17 protein-coding genes and 1 tRNA gene are annotated in these 21304 nt (G+C 70.3%); 11 read left to right on the top strand and 7 right to left on the bottom strand.

The features are described from left to right. The first annotated feature begins 86 nt into the window (after positions 1 to 86). On the top strand, positions 87 to 383 hold the full coding sequence (locus EL493_RS10595; RefSeq protein ID WP_019045589.1) for an excalibur calcium-binding domain-containing protein: 297 nt from the start codon (positions 87 to 89) through the stop codon (positions 381 to 383). Between the two features lie 191 nt (positions 384 to 574). Here the strand turns inward: EL493_RS10595 and EL493_RS10590 are convergent, their stop codons facing one another. Beyond that, entirely contained in the window at positions 575 to 808 is a 234-nt protein-coding gene (locus tag EL493_RS10590; RefSeq protein WP_019045588.1) for a DUF3618 domain-containing protein, read from the bottom strand. Between the two features lie 74 nt (positions 809 to 882). Between EL493_RS10590 and bcp the strand changes: the two genes are divergently transcribed. Further along, positions 883 to 1356 (top strand): thioredoxin-dependent thiol peroxidase, encoded by a 474-nt coding sequence (gene bcp, locus EL493_RS10585; protein ID WP_030202485.1) that lies wholly within the window; start codon positions 883 to 885, stop codon positions 1354 to 1356. Here bcp and EL493_RS10580 read toward each other — a convergent pair whose 3' ends face one another. Continuing rightward, positions 1357 to 2082: a TetR/AcrR family transcriptional regulator gene (locus tag EL493_RS10580; RefSeq protein WP_022567118.1), complete on the bottom strand. Its 726-nt coding sequence runs from the start codon at positions 2080 to 2082 to the stop codon at positions 1357 to 1359. It abuts the gene before it with no gap. A gap of 118 nt (positions 2083 to 2200) precedes the next feature. Here EL493_RS10580 and EL493_RS10575 point away from each other — a divergent pair, with 118 nt between their 5' ends. Together EL493_RS10575 and EL493_RS10570 are read left to right on the top strand one after the other, a co-directional pair. Continuing rightward, a complete protein-coding gene (locus tag EL493_RS10575; RefSeq protein ID WP_019045585.1) occupies positions 2201 to 3154 on the top strand; it encodes a daunorubicin resistance protein DrrA family ABC transporter ATP-binding protein in 954 nt (317 codons plus the stop codon). A gap of 20 nt (positions 3155 to 3174) precedes the next feature. Next, positions 3175 to 3963 (top strand): ABC transporter permease, encoded by a 789-nt coding sequence (locus tag EL493_RS10570; protein ID WP_019045584.1) that lies wholly within the window; start codon positions 3175 to 3177, stop codon positions 3961 to 3963. Positions 3964 to 4020: 57 nt separating this feature from the next. On the opposite strand, the gene EL493_RS10565 is transcribed toward EL493_RS10570, so the two are convergent. Beyond that, on the bottom strand, positions 4021 to 5256 hold the full coding sequence (locus EL493_RS10565; RefSeq protein WP_126405657.1) for a hypothetical protein: 1236 nt from the start codon (positions 5254 to 5256) through the stop codon (positions 4021 to 4023). Between the two features lie 311 nt (positions 5257 to 5567). Between EL493_RS10565 and EL493_RS10560 the strand changes: the two genes are divergently transcribed. Continuing rightward, entirely contained in the window at positions 5568 to 6206 is a 639-nt protein-coding gene (locus tag EL493_RS10560) for a TetR/AcrR family transcriptional regulator (protein WP_074965548.1), read from the top strand. 111 nt (positions 6207 to 6317) lie between these two features. Here the strand turns inward: EL493_RS10560 and acpS are convergent, their stop codons facing one another. Both acpS and EL493_RS10550 read right to left on the bottom strand, forming a co-directional pair. Then, the gene (gene acpS, locus EL493_RS10555) at positions 6318 to 6746 is read right to left on the bottom strand and encodes a holo-ACP synthase AcpS (RefSeq protein ID WP_019045582.1); all 429 of its coding nucleotides are present in this window, start codon (positions 6744 to 6746) and stop codon (positions 6318 to 6320) included. 11 nt (positions 6747 to 6757) lie between these two features. Then, positions 6758 to 16096, bottom strand: a complete 9339-nt coding sequence (locus EL493_RS10550) for a type I polyketide synthase (protein ID WP_019045581.1) — start codon at positions 16094 to 16096, stop codon at positions 6758 to 6760. 373 nt (positions 16097 to 16469) lie between these two features. Here EL493_RS10550 and EL493_RS10545 point away from each other — a divergent pair. Then, positions 16470 to 16551: transfer RNA gene (locus EL493_RS10545), tRNA-Leu, on the top strand. A 122-nt stretch (positions 16552 to 16673) separates the two neighbouring features. Here EL493_RS10545 and EL493_RS10540 read toward each other — a convergent pair. Both EL493_RS10540 and EL493_RS10535 read right to left on the bottom strand, forming a co-directional pair. After that, positions 16674 to 17009 (bottom strand): YnfA family protein, encoded by a 336-nt coding sequence (locus tag EL493_RS10540; RefSeq protein ID WP_019045580.1) that lies wholly within the window; start codon positions 17007 to 17009, stop codon positions 16674 to 16676. A gap of 44 nt (positions 17010 to 17053) precedes the next feature. Then, a complete protein-coding gene (locus tag EL493_RS10535) occupies positions 17054 to 17413 on the bottom strand; it encodes an Rv2640c family ArsR-like transcriptional regulator (protein ID WP_022567115.1) in 360 nt (119 codons plus the stop codon). Positions 17414 to 17512: 99 nt separating this feature from the next. On the opposite strand from EL493_RS10535, the gene EL493_RS10530 reads away from it, so the two are divergent. The 5 genes from EL493_RS10530 (at position 17513) to EL493_RS10510 (ending at position 21283) form a co-directional block, all read left to right on the top strand. Next, complete coding sequence (locus EL493_RS10530; RefSeq protein ID WP_019045578.1) at positions 17513 to 18031, top strand: ArsI/CadI family heavy metal resistance metalloenzyme; 519 nt, start codon at positions 17513 to 17515, stop codon at positions 18029 to 18031. Positions 18032 to 18176: 145 nt separating this feature from the next. After that, positions 18177 to 18554, top strand: a complete 378-nt coding sequence (locus tag EL493_RS10525) for an ArsR/SmtB family transcription factor (protein ID WP_019045577.1) — start codon at positions 18177 to 18179, stop codon at positions 18552 to 18554. Beyond that, positions 18551 to 19291, top strand: coding sequence for an aquaporin (locus tag EL493_RS10520; RefSeq protein ID WP_019045576.1), 741 nt, complete (start codon positions 18551 to 18553; stop codon positions 19289 to 19291). Before EL493_RS10525 ends, EL493_RS10520 begins: the two co-directional genes overlap by 4 nt. Before the next feature lie 11 nt (positions 19292 to 19302). After that, entirely contained in the window at positions 19303 to 19707 is a 405-nt protein-coding gene (locus EL493_RS10515) for an arsenate reductase ArsC (protein ID WP_019045575.1), read from the top strand. A gap of 142 nt (positions 19708 to 19849) precedes the next feature. Next, positions 19850 to 21283 carry a DUF1254 domain-containing protein gene (locus EL493_RS10510; protein ID WP_019045574.1) on the top strand — a complete coding sequence of 478 codons (1434 nt, stop codon included), beginning with the start codon at positions 19850 to 19852 and terminating at the stop codon, positions 21281 to 21283. The last annotated feature ends 21 nt before the right edge of the window (positions 21284 to 21304 follow it).

Below are 21304 nucleotides of genomic sequence, written 5' to 3'. Positions count from 1 at the left end.
CGGCCCCGTCGTGAAGGTTGACGGGGCCGCCCGCGGCGTCAAGTGTCCGGGCCCACAACCGAACCGCAGCAGACATCGAGGAATTCATGAACGTTCGCCGGCTCACCGTCAGCCTCGCCGCCGCAGGCCTGTCCCTGCTGGCCGTCCCCGCCGCCCATGCCAACGTGCCCACCGGCTCCGCGGGCACCGGCTCCTCCAGCTTCGACTCGCTCCTCGGCGCGACCGGCTCGGCCAACCTGGTCCAGTCCGGCTCGGCCGGCGGCGCCTTCCGCAGCTGCGACGACGCCTACGCGCAGGGCCGCGCCCCCCTGTTCCGTGGCGAAGCCGGCTACTCCCCGCACCTGGACCCCGACGGCGACGGCCTGGCCTGCCCCACGCAGTAGTTTTCGGCGGCTGGCGCCGCGGGGTTTTCGGCCCCTGGTGCCTCGCGCCCGAGGGGCGATACTTCGCCTTCGGCGGTACGTCTCGCCCCTCGGGCGCGAGGCGGCCGAAAACCCGTGGTGGAGCCGTTTGTCTTACACAGAACCCCCGATGTGGCCGGTGCCGCATCGGGGGTTCTGGTGTTCGCCGGTCTTCAGCGGCGGAAGATCTTGACCAGGACCAGGCCCGCTACGAGGGCGCCCGCGCCGATCAGTGTGTATTTGACCTTCGGCTCGTTCAGCTTGGCGACCACGATCGCCTTGGTGTCGTCCGCGATCCGCTGGGGATCGGCGCGCACCGCCAACTCGTCGAGCGTTGTCGCCAACCGGGCGCGCGCGATCTCGATCTCACGCTCGATCCGGTCGGTGTCGTCCTTGGCCACCTGCACCTCCAGTATGTGTCTGCTGCTCGCCGACGAGTCTATCCATGCCGTCGCCGGACCCGGTCGGTTACCGTGCGGTGGTGACCGACAACCATCGCCTCTCCCCCGGAGACCCCGCACCCGATTTCACGCTGCCCGACGCCGACGGCAAGGACGTGTCGCTGTCGGACTACCGCGGCCGCAAGGTGATCGTCTACTTCTACCCGGCCGCGAGCACGCCCGGCTGCACCAAGCAGGCCTGCGATTTCCGCGACAACCTGGCCGAACTCGGCGGCGCGGGCATCGACGTCATCGGCATCTCGCCGGACAAGCCGGCCAAGCTGGCCAAGTTCCGCGACGCCGAGGGCCTGACCTTCCCGCTGCTGTCCGACCCCGAGCGCACCGTGCTGAAGGAGTGGGGCGCGTTCGGCGAGAAGATGATGTACGGCAAGACCGTCACCGGCGTCATCCGCTCGACCTTCCTGGTCGACGAACAGGGAAAGATCGAACTCGCCCAGTACAACGTGCGCGCCACCGGCCACGTCGCCAAGCTGCGCCGCGACCTGTCGGTGTAGCTACCCGGCGAAGGTGCGGATGAAGACCTCGTAGCCGTCCAGCATCCGCGCCAGACCGAATTCGAAATCGGCTTCGCTCCAGTCGATCTCGTCGGCGAGGAAGGCGGAGGCGGACAGTGCGGCCGTCACCGAGGGAAAGCGCCGCGGGTCCAGTACCCGCGCCAGCACCCCGGTGAAGTCGCTGTCCTCCTCCGCCTGCAGGTCGCGCACCGCGCGCCGCTTGCCCACCACGAACATCGACAGGTTCATCACCAGCTGCAGCTTCACCGGCTCCGGCACGGTCGTCGCGGCCAGCGTCCGCAGGCCCGCGTCTAGCCAGGCCATGTTGTTGGGCCCCATCGGCGGCCGGTTCAGCGGGATGTCCACCCACCACGGATGCCGGCCGAGCCGCTCGAACTCCGCGCGCGCCCAGCGCTCGAGACCCGTTCGCCACGGCAGCTCCGCCGTGATCTCCGGCGGCGGCCCGACGACCCGGTCCATCAGCAGATCGATCAGGGTGTTCTTGCTGTCGACATAGCGGTACAGCGACATGGCCGTGAAGCCCAGCTCCTTGGCGACCCGGTTCATCGACAGCGCCGGGTAGCCCTCCGCGTCGGCCACCGCGACAGCGGCGTCGAGGATCTGGTCGAGCGTGAGGGTGCGCCGCGGCCCGCGCGCGCCGGGCTGTTCCAGCCCCCACATCAGCTCGACCGATCTCGGTAGCGCCGTATCGCCGGACGTCGTCATCTGCTCGCATCCTCCTCCGCTCCGCTCGACTCTATCGCCCCCGGCTCTTGCGCCCAGAAACTGTTTACCCTATAAATTGAGTTTATTACATAAACAGTTTCTCGATCGGAGAGATCTCATGCCATCCGAACCCATCCCCGCGCTCTCGATCAGCGGGCTCCACAAGGCCTTCGGTGACCACGTCGTCCTGGCCGAGCTCGACCTGGAGATCGCGCCGGGCACGGTCTTCGCGCTGCTCGGACCCAACGGCGCGGGCAAGACCACGCTGGTCCGCATCCTCGCCACCCTGATCCGGCCCGACCAGGGTGGCGCCCGGGTGTTCGGGCACGACGTGGTCGCCGAGGCCGACACGGTGCGCGGCCTGATCGGCGTCACCGGGCAGTACGCGGCCGTCGACAGCGTGCTCACCGGCACCGAGAACCTGCGGATGACCGGCAGGCTGCTGCACCTGGGCACGGCCGAGACCCGGCGCCGCACCGCCGAACTGCTCGAGCGTTTCGACCTGGTCGAGGCCGCCGACCGGCCGGTGGCCGCCTACTCGGGCGGCATGCGCCGCAGGCTCGACCTCGCCATGAGCCTGATGGGCAGGCCGCGCATGGTCTTCCTGGACGAGCCGACCACCGGCCTGGACCCGCGCAGCCGCCGCGACCTGTGGGCGGCGATCCGGGCGCTCGCGGCCGACGGCACGACCATCGTGCTCACCACCCAGTACCTGGAGGAAGCCGACCAACTCGCCGACCGGATCGCGGTACTCGACGGCGGCGTCATCGTGGCCGACGGCACGCCCGCCGAGCTCAAGAATCTCGTCCCCGGCGGCCATCTGCTGCTGCGCTTCCCCGACCACCGGCTGCTCACCGCGGCGAGCCGGGCCGTGCCCGACGGCCATCCCGACCCCGCCGAGCTGACCCTGCAGATCCCGACCAGCGGCGGCACCGCGCAGATCAAGGACCTGCTCGACCGGTTCGCCGACCTCGACATCACCGTCGAACAGCTGACCGTGCACACCCCCGACCTCGACGACGTCTTCTTCGCCCTCACCGGCGGCGCCCACCGGCCCGCCGCGGCCGCCTGACCCACGGAACGAGACCGACCATGACCATGCCATCCCCCGCCCTGCGGTCCCTGCGCACCGCCCAGGACTCGATCACCATGCTGGACCGCAATATCCGGCACACCGTGCGCTCCCCCGACACGATGATCATGACCATCGCGCTGCCGGTGATGATCCTGCTGATGTTCGTCTACGTCTTCGGCGGCGCGATGGACGTCGGACCCGGGGCCTACATCGACTACGTGGTGCCCGGAATCATCCTGCTGTGCGCGGGTTTCGGCGCGTCGACGACCGCGGTCGCGCTGTCGACCGACGTGGCCGACGGCATCATCGACCGATTCCGCACCATGGCCATCGCGCGCTCGGCCGTGCTCACCGGCCATGTGATCGAGAGCGTGCTGCGCAATCTGATCACCTCCGCGATCGTCATCGGCGTCGCGGTGCTGATCGGCTTCCGGCCCACCACCGATCCGCTGCGCTGGCTCGGCGTGGCGGGCGTGCTGACGATGTTCGTCTTCGCGCTGTCGTGGCTGTCCGCGGCGCTGGGCCTGCTGGCCCGTAACCCGCAGGCCGCCAACGGCTTCACCTTCGTGTTCATGTTCCTGCCCTATGTGAGCAGCGCGTTCGTGCCCGCCGAGTCGATGCCGTCGGCGCTGCACGCCTTCGCCCGCAATCAGCCGGTGACCCCGGTCATCGAGACGCTGCGCGGGCTGCTGATGGGTACGCCGATCGGGAACAGCGCGCTGCTCGCCGTGCTGTGGTGCGCCGGGATCGCCCTGGTCGGTTATGTCTGCGCCGGAGCGCTGTTCCGGCGCCGCACCAACGGCTGACCAACGAGCGAGGGGCCGCGCGAATCTCGCGCGGCCCCTCGCCGGGTGCGGCCGGAATCAGTCGGCCGACGCCGAGCTCGGCCCCTCGGGCGCGGGCGCCTGGGCGGGCTGCATCCCCATCGGGATGCCGGTGCCGGGCACTGTCGGCGCCGCGGCGGGCGTCTGCGGCACGATCGGGGCCGCCGGTTCCAGCGGCAGCGGCTCGTCCTGTGGCGCGTCGCCGTAGAGCTGGGTGGGGTACTCCAGCGGGAACTGGCCCGGGTCGATGAGCTGCGGGTTCGGCGACACGACGTCGTAGGGCGACGAGCCGGACGGCTCACCGGCCGGACTCACCTGCAGACCGCTGCCGGAGTTGACGCCGCCCGAGGTGCCGCTCTCACCCGAGCCCGTGTCGGCGACCGGCCCGGCCTCGGGCACCTGCGGGACGACCGGCGCGGCCGGACCGGCGCCCGGCTCCGACGACACCGCGGTGTTGTCCACTGCCTGCGGCCCGCCGCTCATCAGCGCGTACGAACCACCCGCCACCAATCCGCCCGCCAGCAGGCTCGCGGCCGCGGCGACCAGCGCGGTGCCCCGCTTGGACTGCGCGGCGACCGGAACCGGCACGTCGACGGCGTCCCCGAGGGCCACCAGCGCGGCGCCGGCGGCCGGGGCGAACGGCGCCAGCCGGCACGGCAGCACCGGCACCCCGAATCCGGCGACCGCCTCGCGCACCGCGGGCGCGTCGGCGGACGTGCCGACCAGCACCACCGCGCCCGGCCGCACCGAGGCCGCCTCGAACTGATCCCAGGCCGCCGACACTCCCGCGCGCAACGCGTCGGGGGTGGGCGCGCCGGTCTGCGCGGAGGCGGCCAGCACGCGCTGCCTACCCGGGTCGATGAGCGTCATCGCCTGATGACCCGGCACCGCCTCGTAGACCAGCAGATTCTCGAATTCGTCGAGCCAGGTCATCGCCCCGGCGACGAACAGGTGCGCCGACTTGGCCGAGACCAGCGAAGCGGTGCGCCACGGCGTGGGCGCGAGCCGGGTGACGATGGCGCGGCGCTCGACCGCGTCGCGGTAACTCACTGCCACCCCGGCGATCTCGTGCTCGTCGTCGAGTTCGGCGGCCATGGTGTCGAGCGCGGTCTGCACCGCGGCGGCGACATCGGCCCTACCGTCCCCGCCGGCACGCACCGTGCGCCGCAGCAGCATCCGGTCGGTGAGGGTGGCGCCTTCCGCGGCGAAGGCCACCGCGTGGACGGCGCCGCGCTCGGTACTGACACCGAGGGTGATCACAGATCCTGCAGCCACAAGTCAAGCCTTCCCTGTGCGAAACGATGCGGGACGGGACCGCACGGGGCCCATCACTTCGCGATAGGTCGGTTGCGGCGAGATCGCCGCGAATAAGCGTGCGGATGCACGCACGCTCATCTGATGATTCGTCACCAGCCGCGGCGCGGATGGGACCTATTTCTCCCAGTTGTTGACACGCTGTCGGTAGACGCGTGTCGTGGATGTGTGTATACCGCTAGCCTGGATGGGTGGAGGTACATGCGCAGGCCCGGTCCAAGCAGAGCCGTCCGGACCCTGCGCTGGAGTTGCAGGACGATCCGCAGGAGCTCATGCCGCGCAAGCGGCCCACCCAGGAACGCAGCAAGCGCAAATTCGACGCGCTGCTGGCCTCCTCGCGCGAACTGCTCGTCGAGGTCGGATTCGAATCGTTCACCTGTGAAGAGGTCGCGCAGCGCGCCGAGGTGCCCATCGGCACCCTCTACCAGTTCTTCGCCAACAAGTACGTGATCGTCTGCGAGCTCAATCGGCAAGACCTCGTTGCGGTTTCCCGTGAGCTGGCCGACTTCCACGGCGAGGTGCCCTCGCTGGACTGGCTGCGGCACATGAACCAGTTCGTCGACCACCTGGCGAATCTGTGGACCACCGATCCCTCGCGGCGCGAGGTGTGGCTGGCCATGCAGTCCACGCCGTCCACCCGGGCGACGGGCGCGCTGCACGAGAAGGAATTCGCCGAGGTCGTGTCGCAGATGCTGCGACCGCTCACGCCACGCACCCCGCGCGCCCGGCGCACGATGATGGCCGAGGTGCTGGTGCACGTCGTCTACTCGATGCTCAACTTCTCCGTGCAGGACGAGCAGTCCAACGCCGACGCCGTCGCCGAGCTGAAGCGCCTGATGGTGGCGTACCTGCTTGTGGCAGAGAAGGAATCGCGCCATGACCGCCTCCCCGGGGATTCGGCCGACAGCTGAGTAGCGGCGTGCGTGGCAACCGGGCATGCGGTGCGGTAACTCGCCGGGTTCTGGGCGTTCCCGGCGAGTTACCCATGTACTGACGAGATCAGCTGTAGCGGTGGGCCGCAGTCAGTGTCGTCCCTCGATCAAGTCCGCGAGTTCGCCCGGGTCTTCCAGGACGACCATGGCCGCTGCGGTGTCGCCGTCGTGGGTCAGCGACAGGTGCACCCGGGCCCGCGGCAGGAATTCCGCGGCCAGGCCGTGCAGCTTGATGCTCGGCCTGCCCCAGGCGTCGTTCACCACTTCGATCAGCGGATACGGGTTGTCCCCGATCTGCGGGCTGCGCGCGAAGCGAGACGATGCCCAAGCCTTGAGCACCGCCTCCTTCGCGGCCCAGCGAGCGGCGAAGCTGCGGGCCGGGTCCGTCTGCTTGCTCTGGCAGTAGCGGCGTTCACCCGCGGTGAAGCTCTCCCTGAGCATCGTCGTACCCGACCGTTGCAGCTGCTCGGCGAACTCGGAGATGGTCACCAAGTCCAAACCGATTCCGAGAATCGTCACGAAGCGGCAGCCTACGACGCTTCGTTCGACTGCGGAGCGGAACCGATCTGCCCGGTGCCGCAACCCCATCCGTTCGCCTGGTACACACCCGTGCCGTCGAGCCTGGCCTCCGGCGAGAGCAGCATGTCGGCCTCGCGCTGACGGATCTGCTTGGCCGGGGTGCCGTCGGCGCCGAGGCGACGATCGGCCGGCTTCTCGTACAGTGCCGCGCCGCCGCACATGGCCTCGGCGAAACGCTGACGACCCGCGAGCTGACGCGCCTGCGCCCGCTCCTGGTACTCCGCCCGCGCCACCGGCTCGATCGCGGCCAGGAACGCCTGCGGATGCACCACCGCGAGCAGACCCGACACGTGGCCGAAGCCGAGCGAGGTCACCAGACCGGCCTTGAGCGCGAACTTGTCGCCGAAGCGCAGCGGCTCGCGCGCCCACACCAGGTGCGGGTAGCTCGCCATCTTCTCGTCGACGCAGTCCAGGCTCCGGTTCGGCGGCACCACACCGTTTTCCAGCACCTGGCACAGGCCGATGAGCTGGAAGGCCGCCGCGCCGCCCTTGGCGTGACCGGTGAGGCTCTTCTGCGACACCACGAACATCGGCGCGCCCTCGCTGCGGCCCAGCGCGCCCGCCAGCCGCTCGTGCAGCTCCGACTCGTTGGGGTCGTTGGCGGCGGTGGAGGTGTCGTGCTTGGAGATCACCGCGATGTCGTCGGGCGCCACACCGAGCTTGCGCAGTTCGGCGGCCAGCCGCGAACCGCTGCCACCGCGACCCGCGCCCAGCGCGCCGAGACCCGGCGCCGGGATGGAGGTGTGCACACCGTCGGCGAAGGACTGGGCGAAGGCGAGCACGCCCTGCACCGGCAGACCCATCGCCACGGCCACGTCACCGCGGGCCAGCAGCACGGTGCCGCCACCCTGCGATTCCACGAATCCGCCGCGGCGGCGGTCGTTGGCGCGGGAGAAGTAGCGGTCGCTGATGCCCTTGGCGCGCATGGCCGCCGAGTCCGCGGTGGCCGACATGTCACCGAAGCCGACGATGCCCTCGATACCCAGATCGTCGAAACCACCGGCGACGACGACCTCGGCCTTGCCCAGCTTGATCTTGTCGACGGCTTCCTCCACCGACACCGCCGCCGTGGCGCACGCCGCGACCGGGTGCACCATGGCGCCGTAGCTGCCGACGTAGGACTGCACCACGTGCGCCAGCGCGACGTTGGGCAGGGCCTCCTGGAGGATGTCGTTCGGGCGCGGTTCGCCGAGCAGGTTGTCGACGTAGAGCGAGCGCATCGAGGACATGCCGCCCATGCCGGTGCCCTGGGTGTTGGCCACCAGGCTCGGGTGCACCCAGCTCATCAGCTCGTCGGGGCTGAAGCCGGCGCCCACGAACGCGTCCACGGTGCAGACGATGTTCCACAGCGCGACCCGGTCGATCGAGGCGGCCATATCGGCGGAGACACCCCAGATGGTGGGGTCCCAGCCGGTCGGGATCTGGCCACCGACCACCCGCGACAGCTTGGCCTTGCGCGGCACCCGGATCTCGGTGCCCGCCTTGCGGGTCACCGTCCAGTCGCCGGAGTCGGCGACCGGGGCGATCACGGTGTGCTCGGGGTCGGCGGTGTGGAAGGCACGCGCCTCGGCCTCGCCCGCGACGGTGAAGCTCAGGTCCTGGTCGAGGAAGACCGAGGTGAGCAGCGGCGCCGCGTTGTCGAGCATGGCGCCGTCGTCCTCGTAGCGGCGCACGCCGCAGCGCTCGACGACGGTGTCGTGGTAGCGCTCGGCCAGCTCCGATTCCGGCACGAAATCACCGGATTCGACGTCGTACCAGCCCGGCTTCGGGTCGTTCTCCCAGCGGATCAGACCGGTGGTCCAGGCCAGCTCCAGCACGCCCGCGGCGGAGAGCCGGTCCTCGACCTCCATCTCGAAGCGGGTGCGCGAGGAACCGTACGGGCCGAGCTCGGCCGCGCCGACGATGACGACCATGTCGGCGAGGTCGGCGGTCACCTCGCCCCATTCCGGCACCGGCAGAGCCGAACTCAGGGTGGGCGGCGCGGGCAGCGCGGCGATGGTGGCGGCGGTGACCGCCTCCTCCTCGCTCGCGGCCGCGGCCTCCTGGGCCTGCTTGGCCAGCGCGGGCAGGTCGAGCTTGGCGCGCGCCAGCCCGCCGGTGAGGTCGATCTGCTGCGGGCCGGTCTCGGTGACCTGCCGCGCCCGCGAGGTGCACCACTTGAGCAGCTCGTCGGCCATCTCGGTGGTGGACCAGGTCTGCACGCCCGCCGCCTCGACCGCCTCGACCATCGGGTCGTTGTGGCCCATCAGGCCGGTGCCGCGCACCCAGCCGATCAGCGCGTGCACCATGGTGACCCGCGCCGACCAGGACTTCTCGGCCCGCCAGCGGGTGACCACCGCGTCGAGCGCGGCCTTGGACTCGCCGTAGGCGCCGTCGCCGCCGAAGAGGCCGCGGTTGGGCGAACCCGGCAGCACCACATGCAGTTTCGCGTCGACGTCGTGATCGGCGCCGAGGGCGGACAGGCCGCCGATCAGCCGCTCGACCGACCAGAGCAGGACCCGCATCTCCATCTCGGCGCGGGCGCCCGCGTCGGCGAGGTCACCGGCGACGCGCGGCGCCGCGAACGGCAGCAGCAGCGTCGGGGTCATGGCGTCCTTGACCTTGATCTTGGCTCCGCCCGCGTTGTCGACCTGCTCGGTGCCGACCCAGTCGATCAGCGCGTCGAGGTCCTGGTAGGAGGCCATGTTGGCCGGGACCACCCACAGCGCCGCGCCGTGGCGGGCGTTGGTGCGGTACAGCGAGCGGTAGAAGCGCAGCCGCTCGTCGTCCAGCCGGGAGGTGGTGACCACCACGGTCGCGCCGCCGGCCAGCAGCCTGCCGGTCACCGCGGCCGCGATGGAACCCTTGCTGGCGCCGGTGATGACGGCGACGTCGTCGGACCACAGGCCCGCTTCGGTGGTGTCGAGGGCGGCCTCGGCGATCTGGCCGTAGACCCCGGCCAGCACCGAACGCGCCTCGCGCATCGCCCGCTGACGCCACCAGTTGGCCTGCGCGGCAACGGCTTCGCCCGCACCGTGGTAGCCGGAGATCGGCTGCTCGGCGGTGGTGGCGTCGTCGCCGAGCCACAGCGTGGCGAGGTCCTCGCGGGCGGTGGCCCAGCGGTCGTCGATCAGCACGGCCTTGCGGCCGTCGAACGCGGGGGCGACCAGTCGCGGCCAGTCGCTGCCGAGTTCGGCCGACACCAGGTCGACGAGGGTGTCCTCGGTGACCTCGGGCGCGCTGACCTGCTCGGCGAGGCCGAGCTGCTCCAGGATGACCCGCGCCGTGGTGGCCAGCACCCCGTCGCGGCCGGTGATCTGCTCGGTGAACTCGCCCAGCGCCGCCGCGTCGACGGTGCCGCCTGCCCCGCCGCCCGCCGAGGGCAGCGTCACCACGACACCGCGGCGCGCGGCCACGGCCTGCACGGCGGCGTCGATGGCCGCGTCGACCGAGGCGGCGTCGCTCAGCGCGCCGCCGACGAGACCGCCGAGGTCACCGCCGCGCACGCTGGCGCCTTCACGGGTGCCGAGCGAGACCTCGGCGGTGACGTGGCTGGCCCAGCCGTCGCCGAGTTCCCAGGTCTTCTTGACCCGGTCGGCGATGGCGGCGGGCCGCTTGCCCGACGGCCCGAAGACCTTGCGCAGGTGGTCGCCGATGGCGTCGGTGAGGACGGTGCCGAACGGCTTGTAGGTGCGGGCCAGGCGCTCGACGGTGCCCGCCAGGGCGCCCATGTCGGCGTCGGCCGCGCCGTCGATGGCGCCGAGCGAGAGCTCGGAGCCGAGGTCGACCAGCAGCTGGTTACGCCGCGAGGACACGCCGTCGCAGAGGCCTTCGATCGTGTCGACCGGGCCGATCTGGTCCAGCCGCAGCTTGGTCCACAGCGCGATGAGCACGCGGGTGGCGTCGGCGGCGGTGAAGGAGATGTCGTCGGGACGCGGTCCACCGGTGGCGGCCGGCGCCGCGGCGACCGGCGCGGCGGCGGGAGCGGCCGCGGCGGCGGGCGCCTCGGCCGGGGTCTCCTCGATGTCGTCCTCGACCGGCGCGGGATCGGTGTCGGTGGCGTAGACGACGGCGGCGTCACGCTCGACGTTGACGACCTCGACCGTGGCCCCGCCGAACGCGGGCAGCTTCAGCGTCTGCGAGGCCAGGTTCGCCACCGTCGGGGTGGCGCCCAGGCCGATCTCGACGAACCGCTCCACCCCGAGGCCGCCGTGCGCGGTGTCGGTGAACAGCAGGTCCTGGGTCTCGATCCAGCGCACCGGGCTGGCGAACTGCCAGGCCAGCAGCTCGATCAGCACCACGCGGCACAGCTCGGCCGCGCGCTCGGCCCAGCTGTCGAAGTCGGCCAGGACCGCGGCCAGCGGCTCGGACGGCACGAGTTCGGCGATCTCGGTGAGGAATTCGCGGGTCAGCGAGAACGGACGCGGCACCAGGTTCGGGATGTAGCGCCCGACCAGCACCTCCGGGTGCACCTCGGCGGGCAGCAGCTGCTCGAGCTTGTGCCGGAACTCCGGCACACCGTCGCGCAGCACCGAGGAGTGGAACGGCACGTCGATGCCGGGCACCAGGATGAACGCCCGCTTGCCACCGAATTCGGCGCGGCGGCGGTCGATCTCGGTCTCCAGCGCCTCGAGCCCGGCGACCGTGCCCGCGATGGCGTACTGCGAGCCGCGCAGGTTCAGGTTGACGACCTCGAGGAACTCGCCGGTCGCCTCGCCGATGCCGTTGACGAAGTCGATGACCTCGGCGTCGGGCAGACCGATCTGCGACGGGCGGATGGCGGCCATCCGGTAGTCGCTGCGGCCCTGGGCGTCACGCGGGACCAGCTCGTGCATGGCCGAACCGCGCTGGAACACCACCTCGAGCACCGCTTCCAGCGGCAGCACACCGGCCACGGCGGCCAGCGCGTTGTACTCACCGACCGAGTGACCGGCCAGCATCGCGCCCTCCACGAAGGCGCCCGCTTCGCGCAGCTCGGCGACCTGGGCGACGCCCAGGGTCGCCATGGCGACCTGGGTGAACTGGGTCAGGTGCAGCACGCCGTCGGGGTGGCGGTGTTCGACACCGCGCGCCTTGAGGTAGGTCGGGTTGTCGCGCACCACCGCCAGGATGGAGAAACCGAGCGCCTCGCGGGTGTGCGCGTCGGCACGCTCCCACACCTGTTTGGCCGCCTTCGAGCGGGTCAGCGCGTCCAGACCCATCCCCTTGCGCTGGATGCCCTGGCCCGGGAAGGCGTAGACGGTCTTCGGGGCGGCGGTGCGCCCGGTCGCGGTCATGACCAGGTCACCGTCGACGCGGCAGGAGACCTCGACGATCTCGCTGCCCGCGTCCACCGCGATCCGCTCCACCCGCACGTCCACCGTCGCGCCGGGGCGGACCATGCCGAGGAACCGGGTGGTCCAGGCGGTGAGCGTGCGTGCGGGAACGGAGCTTTCGGGATCCACCGCGACGACCGCGTGCTGGGCGGCGGCCGAGAGCCACATGCCGTGCACGATCGGGCTGCCCAGACCGGCCAGCTTGGCGGCGGAGTCGGAGGTGTGGATCGGGTTGTGGTCGCCGGAGACGGCGGCGAAGGCGTGCATGGCGCGCGGGGCGGCCATGGCGACGTCGCGGCGACGGCGGCGCGGGGTGTCGGTGGCGTCGGCCGAGACCGCACCGGCCGCGCGCGGCGGATCGGTGAGCTCGCCGGCGCCGTTGCGGCCGCGGATGGCGAACCGCTCGACCAGGCGCGCCAGCGGGGTCGGCTCGAGGCCGTGATCGAGGATCAGGCCCACGGTGACGGCCACCTCGACGACGCGGCCCATGTCGGTGTCGACGACCGCTCCACCCTCGGCGCGGACGACGAGAATGCCGGTCTCGGTGGGCAGTTCCTGCAGCAGCTCGATCTGGTGGTCCAGGTGGACCAGATCCAGCATGCCCTCGATCACCGAGCCGCCGTCGGCGGTGCGGCCCGCGCCGAGCACCGCGAACACCGCGGGCCAGCAGGCGCCGACGAGCACGTCGGGCGCGGTGCGGCCGAGGGTGCTCAGCGCGGCGGGCAGGCCGGAGCCGGTGACGCCCGCGTGGTCGGCGACCAGGTCCGGGGTCCAGGCCAGGTTGAGGTGCGCCACACCGGACTTCACCTCGGGCAGCGACTGTCCGGCGGCCACGGCGAGCAGCGCGGACATGGCCGTCTCGGCATCGGCTTCGGTGATCACCGGCGCACCGCCGGAGTACACGCTCACCGGCACGGTGATCCGGATGGTCACCACGTCGCGGCCCAGCAGCGGCACCGACAGCTCGACGTAGCCGAATTCGGCTTCGGGACCGGCGATCTCGGTCAGGGTCGCCCCGGTACCCGGATGCACCGCGCTGCCCTGCTCGACGATCCACTCGCCCGGCGCGCCGAGGCGGTGCACCGGGTTGACGGTGGTGCGGCCCGCCCACTGCACGTCGGGGGCGGCGAGCACGGTGTCGATGGCGCCCGCCACCACACCGGCCACGCGGCGCGCGTCCACCGGCGTCGGCGCGACACCGGCCCGGACCAGGGTGTAGGCGGTGTCCTGCTCGAAGCGGTCGAGCAGCTCGCCGACCGGCTCGTCGACGCGGGTGATGCCGGCGACCGCGACGGTGCCGGGGATGACGCACACCTGATCGGCCGAGTAACGCGGATCGTGGGCCTGCCACAGCGAGTCCGAGCGCCACCAGCGCCGCACGTCGGCATCGACGACGGGCACGAAGTTCACCGGCTTGCCCGGGGTCTTGCACAGCGCGACGAAGAACGGCACGTCGGCCGGGTGCAGCACGGTCTCGGCGACGGCCGGGTACTGCTTCTTGAGCGCGCACAGCGCCTGCACGGGCTGTTCGAAGGCCTCGTCGTCGGCGAACAGCGTCTCGATCTCGCCGCTGTCGGCGGGGTGCAGCCGGGATTCGGTGCGCCGCATCATCTCCGCGAACCGGTCGCGCCAGGTGATGTCGAGCCACAGCGAGCGGGTGGCGTCGACGATCGCGTCGCCGATGTCGCTGCCGCAGTCGAAGGAGATCGGGACCTCGCTCGACACGGCCAGCGAGACATAGCGTTCCAGCCACTGCTGGTAGGTCATGGTGGCGACGTCACCGAAGTACGGCTTGGCGGTGGCGTCCAGCGCGGCGATGATCTCCGCGCGGCGCTCGGCCACGGCGTCGGCGTCGCCTGCCACCTCGTCGAGCAGGCGGCCGGTGCGCGAGGCGGCGTTGTCGATCTCGTGGATGTCGGCGCCGAGCTGGCTGCGGCCCGAGGCCATCCCGCCGCTGGCGGTGCCGGCGCCGACCCAGTCGGGGGTGCCGGGGGTGTCGACCAGCAGCTGCTTCACCTCGGGGGCGGTGGTCGCCTCGAGGGTCGCCATCGCGGCGGTGCCCACGAGGATGCCGTCCAGCGGCATCACCGGGTAGCCGTGGTTGGTGGCCCAGGTGCCGGTGAGGTAGTCGGTGGCCCGCTCGGGCGTGCCGATGCCGCCACCGACGCAGACCACCACGTTGGCGCGGTTGCGCAGCTCGGCGTAGGTGGCCAGCAGCAGGTCGTCGAGGTCTTCCCAGGAGTGGTGACCGCCGGCCTTGCCACCCTCGATGTGCATGATCACCGGGTAGTCCGGCACGGCGTCGGCGATGCGCAGCACGGCGCGGATCTGCGCGACGGTGCCCGGCTTGAACGCGACGTGGCTGATGCCGGCCTCGGTGAGCTCCTCGATCAGCGCGACGGCCTCGTCCAGCTCGGGGATGCCCGCGGTGACGATCACGCCGTCCAGCGGCGCACCGGCCGCGCGCGCCTTCTGCACCAGGCGCTTGCCGCCCAGCTGCAGCTTCCACAGGTACGGGTCGAGGAACAGCGAGTTGAACTGCACCGCGCGACCCGGCTGCAGCAGCTGACGCAGCTCGGACATCCGGTCGGCGAAGATCTGCTCGGTGACCTGACCGCCACCGGCCAGCTCGGCCCAGTGGCCCGCGTTGGCCGCGGCGGCGACGATCTTCGCGTCGACGGTGGTCGGCGTCATGCCGGCCAGCAGGATCGGCGAGCGGCCGGTGAGCTTGGTGAACGCGGTCTCCACGACGATGCGCCCGTTGGGCAGCCGCACCGGCTTCGGCGCGAACGCCGACCACGGGGTGGCGGGCTCGGGCGCGGCGCCGGGGGTGAGCAGGCTGCGCTGGCCGGGGCGGGTGGCGGCGGCGACCACGCCGACGCCGGTGCCCTTGATCGAACCGCCGGTGACCCGCGAGAGCAGGTCACCCGGGCCGAGATCCAGGATCCACTCGGCGCCCGCCTCGACGACCTCGTCGACAGTCTCGACCCAGTCGATCGGGTCGACCAGCACCTGCTGGGCGAGCGTGGCGGCCAGCTCGGCGTCGAGCTCGCACTGGCGGGCCCAGCCGGTCACCAGGTCGACGGTCTCGGCCAGGGCCGGGTGGTGGAAGGCGACGTCGACGGAGATGTCCTCGAACACCGGCGCGAACACCGCGCCGCCGCGCACCTTGGCCTCGCGCTCGCGGGTCTGCTCCTCGTGCAGCTGCGCGCAGCGGGTGCGCACGCGATCGATCTGGGCGGGCGCGCCTGAGAGCACGACCCGCCTGCGGCCGTTGCGGATCGACACCACCGCGGCGACGGCGGGATCGACGCCCTCGGCGACCTCGGCGACGATGGCCCGCAGCTGTTCCGGATCGACATTGGACACCGCGACCATCGGCGAGCGCTCGCCCACCGGCATCAGTCCGCGCCTGCGCGCGACGAGCCCGGCGGCGGCGCCGATGAACTGGGCGATCGCCAGCAGCTCCGCGTCCCGGGCGCCGTGCGCGGTGAGCGCGGCGGCCGCGATCAGGCCCTGCGAGTGCCCGATGACCGAGACCGGCGGGTGCTCGGCCGTGTCCAGACCCTGCAGGCGCAGCGCCCTGGTGGCCGCGACCTGCGCGAGGAACACACCGGGCATGGACACCGCCGCCGAGCGCAGCACCGTGTCGGCCGGGGCCGAGGACGGCTCGTCCGGCTCGTCCAGCTCACTCTCCAGCATCCAGCCCATCGGATCGAAGCCGCCGGGACGGACCACCAGCAACTGCGCCGCAACCGGCTCGACCAGCGCCTCGGCCTCATGCACCAGCGCGGTGAGCTCGGTCTCCAGCGCGCTGTCGCGCGCGATCTCCTCGAGCTCGCGCAGCCACTGCGCGCCCTGTCCACCGAACGCCAACGCGTACCCGGCCCCGTTGCGCAGCTGCTCCAGCAGCGCCGCGCGGACACCCTTCACCTGGTCACGACCCGCTTTCGCGGCCGACCCCGTGCCCAACTCGGTGCTCTCGTTGATCGTCAAGACGCTCGACTTCCTTCTCCTGGCGTTTCGCCCACCGACGGAACGCACACGTATCCGGCAGCCCCTCGGGCCTGTATGCGAGCCACGATCGCACAAAATCATGAGGAAAGCCTCACGTTTCCAGCCCCCACGGCAGCTACCGCCGAGTATTTCTGCACGCCCGTACCAGTTTTATCTGAAACGTGACCCACCCTCATGTTTGAACGCGCAGGTCCGGCCTGTTACTTCGCTTCGCAAACATGAGTGGCCCTCACATTGGTGGTTACCAAATCGTTATAACCCCAGGTCGTGTTACCGACGAGTACGCCACGCCGCCGAAGCGCTTCGCGTAGCCGGATTTGCCCGGTAGAGTTTGGACGGTCGTACACATCCAGCGCGAGTGGCGAAATTGGCAGACGCGCCAGATTTAGGTTCTGGTGTCCACGGACGTAGGGGTTCAAGTCCCCTCTCGCGCACAGATTTGTGGCACGCATGCCACATTCGGAGTTGCACCTCGACTCGTCGAGCCTGTGATTCGGTCTCGAAACACCTGCGGCCGCGGCGGTGCGCTGACGACCTGGCCGTTCGGCAGCCGGACTCAGGCAGCGCGCGGTGCGTACATGATGACGGCGACACCGACGAGGCAGATGATCGCGCCGATCACGTCCCAGCGGTCGGGACGGAATCCGTCGAGCGCCATGCCCCACAGCAGAGATCCAGCGACGAAGACCCCACCGTAGGCGGCGAGGATGCGCCCGAAGTTCGCATCGGGTTGCAGGGTCGCGACGAAGCCGTAGACACCGAGAGCGAGGACTCCGGCGCCGATCCAGGCCCACCCGCGGTGCTCGCGCACGCCTTGCCAGACGAGCCAGGCCCCACCGATTTCGGCGACAGCCGCGAGCACGAACAGCAGGATCGAGCGGACAACGGTCATGTGAAAAGCGTAGTTACCTGGAGTCCGGCGTCGAGGATGTCGGGTCAGCTGCAGCAGTTGGGATCGAGCACGAAGCACAGGGCGGAGAGCGCGTCGCGGCGGGCGCGGTGGAAGGTGTTCATTCCGCGCCGCTCCGATTCCACCAGGCCGGCTTTGCGGAGCTGGCCGAGGTGGTGGGAGACGGTGGACTCACCCACGCCGACCGCGGCGGCCAGGTCGCCGCCGTTGCACTCCCCCTGCGGGGCGGTGAGCAGCAGCGACAGCAGCTTGACCCGGACCGGGTCGGCGATCGCCTTGAGTCTCAGCGCCACCTCGAGCGCGGCGGCGTCGTCGACCGGTCCCGCCGCCACGGGGGCGCAGCAGACAGGAGCGGACATGTCGATCACGGGGAGCGCCTTGGGCATGGAATCGAGACTACCCGCGGTATTGACATATGTCGAAAAGGTGAGCAGACTCGGAGTCGGAAGTTCTTCGATATATGTCACACAAGTGGAGGTTCGATCATGTCTCGCATCCAGCTCGCCCTCAACGTCGACGACCTCGACACCGCCGTGCGGTTCTACTCGACCCTGTTCGACGCCGAACCGGCCAAGCGCAAGCCCGGCTACGCCAACTTCGCCATCGCCGATCCACCGCTCAAGCTCGTGCTGATCGAGAACGCCGGACAGGGCGGGTCCATCAACCACCTCGGCGTGGAGGTCGACACCTCCGAGCAGGTCCACGGCGAGATCGCGCGGCTCTCGGGCGCCGGACTGTTCACCGAGGAGCAGACCGCGACCACGTGTTGCTTCGCCACCCAGGACAAGGTGTGGGTGACCGGTCCCGGCGCCGAGCGGTGGGAGGTCTACACGGTCCTCGCGGACAGCGAAACCTTCGGCACCGCGCCCGAACTCGGCCGCACCGACGCGGAGGCGGTCGACGTGTGCTGCGGCACCGCCGCCGAAGCCGAGGCCGAAGGCGCGTGCTGCGGCAGCCAGGCCAAGGAGAAGGCAGTGGCCTCGGGCGCGAGCTGCTGCGGCTGATCGTGTTCGCGAACCCGGCGGCCGACACGCCGACGCCGTATGCACCCGGCTCTCGCGCAGAGAAACGGTCCGGCAGAGCGTGTCGGCCCCGGTGTTCACCCACTGTTTGCTTGCCGACTGATTCGACAACCGTCAATATCGATGCGTGTCGAATCCGCCCTCGTCCTGTCAGCCGCGCGAGCCTGTCTCGTGTGAGGTCATCCCGCTGACCCGGGAACCGCTGTCCGCCGAATCCGCCGCCGAACTGGCGACGACGTTCAAGGCGCTGTCGGATCCGGTGCGGTTGCGACTGCTCAGCCTGGTCGCCAGCCGTGGCAGCGGCGAAGCCTGCGTGTGTGACCTGTCCGCCGGGTTCGAGCTGAGCCAGCCCACCATCTCCCACCATCTCAAGGTGCTGCGCGAGGCCGGGCTGTTGTCGAGTGAGCGGCGTGGTTCGTGGGTCTACTACCGGATCGAACCGCGCGCACTCGCTCCGCTGGCGCAGTTGCTCGATGTCACGACTGTCGAGGCGGGCGCGCGGTGACCGATATTCGACGCCGGTTCCTGGCCGAGTTCGTCGGCACGGCCGCGCTGGTCACTGTCGTGGTCGGTTCGGGTATCGCCGCCCAGCAGCTCACCGACGATGTCGCCTTGCGGTTGCTCGCCAACTCCACCGCGACCGTCTTCGGCCTCGGTGTGCTGATCCTGGTGTTCGGACCGGTTTCCGGCGCCCACTTCAATCCCGTGGTCTCCCTAACGGATTGGCTGCTCAGACGCCGTCACGGCACCGGCCTGGCACTCATCGACGCCCTCGCCTACACGATCGCGCAGATCAGTGGAGCGGTCTGCGGCGCCGTGCTGGCCAACGTCATGTTCGATCTGGAGGCCTGGCAGATCTCGACCCATGACCGGATCACCACCGGTCACCTGGTCGGCGAGGTCGTCGCCACCGCCGGATTGATCGCGGTGATCTTCGCGCTGGCCCGCAGCGGCCGGGCGGCACTGTCCGCTTCGGCGGTAGCGGCGTATATCGGTGCGGCGTACTGGTTCACCAGCTCCACCAGTTTCGCCAATCCCGCGGTCACCGTCGGCCGCGTCTTCTCCGACACCTTCGCCGGTATCGCACCCACGTCCGTCCCCGGATTCATCCTCGCCCAATTCGTCGGTGCGGCACTGGGCCTGGCGTTGATCGTGGTGCTGTATCCCCGCTCGGCGAGTGTGGCAGCCGACAACGCGGTGGTTCCGCATACCGCGGATCGCCCCGCCGCCAGCCCCCACTGAAAGGACATCCCGTGTCGACCAAGCCCAGCGTGCTGTTCGTCTGCGTCCACAACGCCGGACGCTCCCAGATGGCACAAGGCTTCCTGACCCACCTCGCCGGCGACGCCATCGAAGTACGTTCCGCGGGTAGCGCTCCCGGCGACACCCTCAACCCCGCCGCGGTCGAGGCGATGGCCGAAGTCGGCATCGACATCACCGACCAGGCCCCCAAGATCCTCACCCCGGACGCGGTCGAGACCTCCACGGTGGTGATCACCATGGGCTGCGGTGACGCGTGCCCATACTTCCCGGGCGTCGACTACCGCGACTGGCAGCTGGAGGATCCGGCGGGCAAGGGTGTCGAGGCGGTGCGGCCGATCCGCGACGAAATCCGTGCGCGCATCGAGAAGCTCATCACCGAGTTGATCCCGGCGTAGCGAACGATGTCGCGATCTCCCGGCGGGCACGACGGATGATTCATCCGATTCGGGTGATGCGCGCGACCCGTCGGCACGATTCGGTGGGAGGTGGCGGCCCGAGCGCCGAGCTGGGTCGATAGCCGCGGGCGAGGGAGATTGCATGACGCGATACGACGATCTGGCCGAGTCCGAATTCGAGGGCGGGTTCGCCACCGAGGAAACCACGCGGCTCCTGACCGAGGAGTTGCGGTTCCAGCGCGCCGTCCAGGCCTATCTGTGGGCGTTGCCCGCGGTGAACATCTGGGCGATGAAGGAAGCCTCGGAGCGCCGCTTCGGTGCCGGGTACCACGTCCTGCCGGTGTGGCAGGACCGCATCGATGCCAAGACGCTGGTCACCACCCCGAACTTCGACGTCGTCTACGCGATGGGCTATCTGGACCTCGCCAAGTCCGGGCCGTTGGTCGTGGAGGCACCGGCAGGGGTACAGGGGATCCTCGACGATTTCTGGCAGCGCCCCATCCTGGGACCGGTCATCGACGGCCATCAACACAAGGGCGATGTCGGCATGGTCGGACCAGACGCGGGCCAGGGCGGGAAGTATGTCCTGCTGCCCCCAGGATTCGACGGCCCCGAACCCAGCGACGGATTCGTCTACCGCTCCCGCACCAACAACGTATTCCTGTTCTGGCGTTCGTTTTTCGCCGATCCCGACGATCTGACCGAGACCGTCGGCCGGATCGAGGCCACTCGCATCTATCCACTCGGGAACAGGGCCGGGGCCGCGCCGATGCAGTTCCCGCACGCCTCCGGGGTGGAGCTGGACATGCTGTTCCCCCGCGACGGCTCCTACTTCGACATGCTCGACCGGTTCATCCAGGCCGAAGCAGTCGACCCCCACGACCTGGACATGCGCGGATTTCTGCACACCATCGGCATCGAGAAAGGCGCGAAATTCACCCCGTCGACGCGGGACCGTGAACTGCTCGACAAGGCGGCACGGACCGCGTTCAAGATCAGCAAGATCACCATCACCGACCTGCTGCCACTCGAACCCGGCGGCACGTACTTCCCGGCACGGCCCTGGCTGAACGTTTTCGCCGGGCAGAACACCGAATTCCAGGCCAGCGGCACGTTCACCAACCTCGAACAGCGCGCAGGTTATTTCACCTCGGCCTATTCCGACTCCCCCGCCATGGTGGTCAACCTCGTCGACAAGGGCGCCAAGTACCCGGTGACGATGCGCGACATCAACGGTGACGTGCTCGACGGTGCCCGCTCCTACACCCTGCACCTGCCCGCGAACGTTCCCGCGAAACTGTTCTGGTCGGTCGCGGTCTACGACCCGGTCACCGCTTCCGGCCTCGACAACGGCCAACGCTTCCCCTCGATCAACGCGATGGACAAACCCGCCACCGACCCGGACGGTTCCCACACCATCTATTTCGGTCCCGACAAGCCCACCGGTGCCGACGAGCGCAACTGGCTCCGCACCGTGCCCGGCAAGGGATTCTTCGTCATCGTCCGGCTCTACGGCCCTGGCACCGATTTCTACGACCAGGTCTGGACCCCAGGGGACCTGCGTCCGATCGGCTGACCGGCGGGCAGGCCCGGGCTG

This window comes from Nocardia asteroides, assembly GCF_900637185.1.
GTDB classification, from domain to species: domain Bacteria; phylum Actinomycetota; class Actinomycetes; order Mycobacteriales; family Mycobacteriaceae; genus Nocardia; species Nocardia asteroides.
Note: the sequence above shows the minus strand (reverse complement) of the source record. Positions and strands in the feature narration are given on the sequence as shown.

Bases quoted from the DNA above. Each gene is read 5' to 3' on its own strand.
- EL493_RS10530 (WP_019045578.1), top strand. From the start codon at position 17,513: ATGTCTCGCATCCAGCTCGCCCTCAACGTCGACGACCTCGACACCGCC.
- EL493_RS10540 (WP_019045580.1), bottom strand. From the start codon at position 17,009: ATGACCGTTGTCCGCTCGATCCTGCTGTTCGTGCTCGCGGCTGTCGCC.
- EL493_RS10595 (WP_019045589.1), top strand. From the start codon at position 87: ATGAACGTTCGCCGGCTCACCGTCAGCCTCGCCGCCGCAGGCCTGTCC.
- EL493_RS10560 (WP_074965548.1), top strand. From the start codon at position 5,568: ATGCCGCGCAAGCGGCCCACCCAGGAACGCAGCAAGCGCAAATTCGAC.
- EL493_RS10535 (WP_022567115.1), bottom strand. From the start codon at position 17,413: ATGCCCAAGGCGCTCCCCGTGATCGACATGTCCGCTCCTGTCTGCTGC.
- EL493_RS10510 (WP_019045574.1), top strand. From the start codon at position 19,850: ATGACGCGATACGACGATCTGGCCGAGTCCGAATTCGAGGGCGGGTTC.
- EL493_RS10580 (WP_022567118.1), bottom strand. From the start codon at position 2,082: ATGACGACGTCCGGCGATACGGCGCTACCGAGATCGGTCGAGCTGATG.
- EL493_RS10575 (WP_019045585.1), top strand. From the start codon at position 2,201: ATGCCATCCGAACCCATCCCCGCGCTCTCGATCAGCGGGCTCCACAAG.
- EL493_RS10570 (WP_019045584.1), top strand. From the start codon at position 3,175: ATGACCATGCCATCCCCCGCCCTGCGGTCCCTGCGCACCGCCCAGGAC.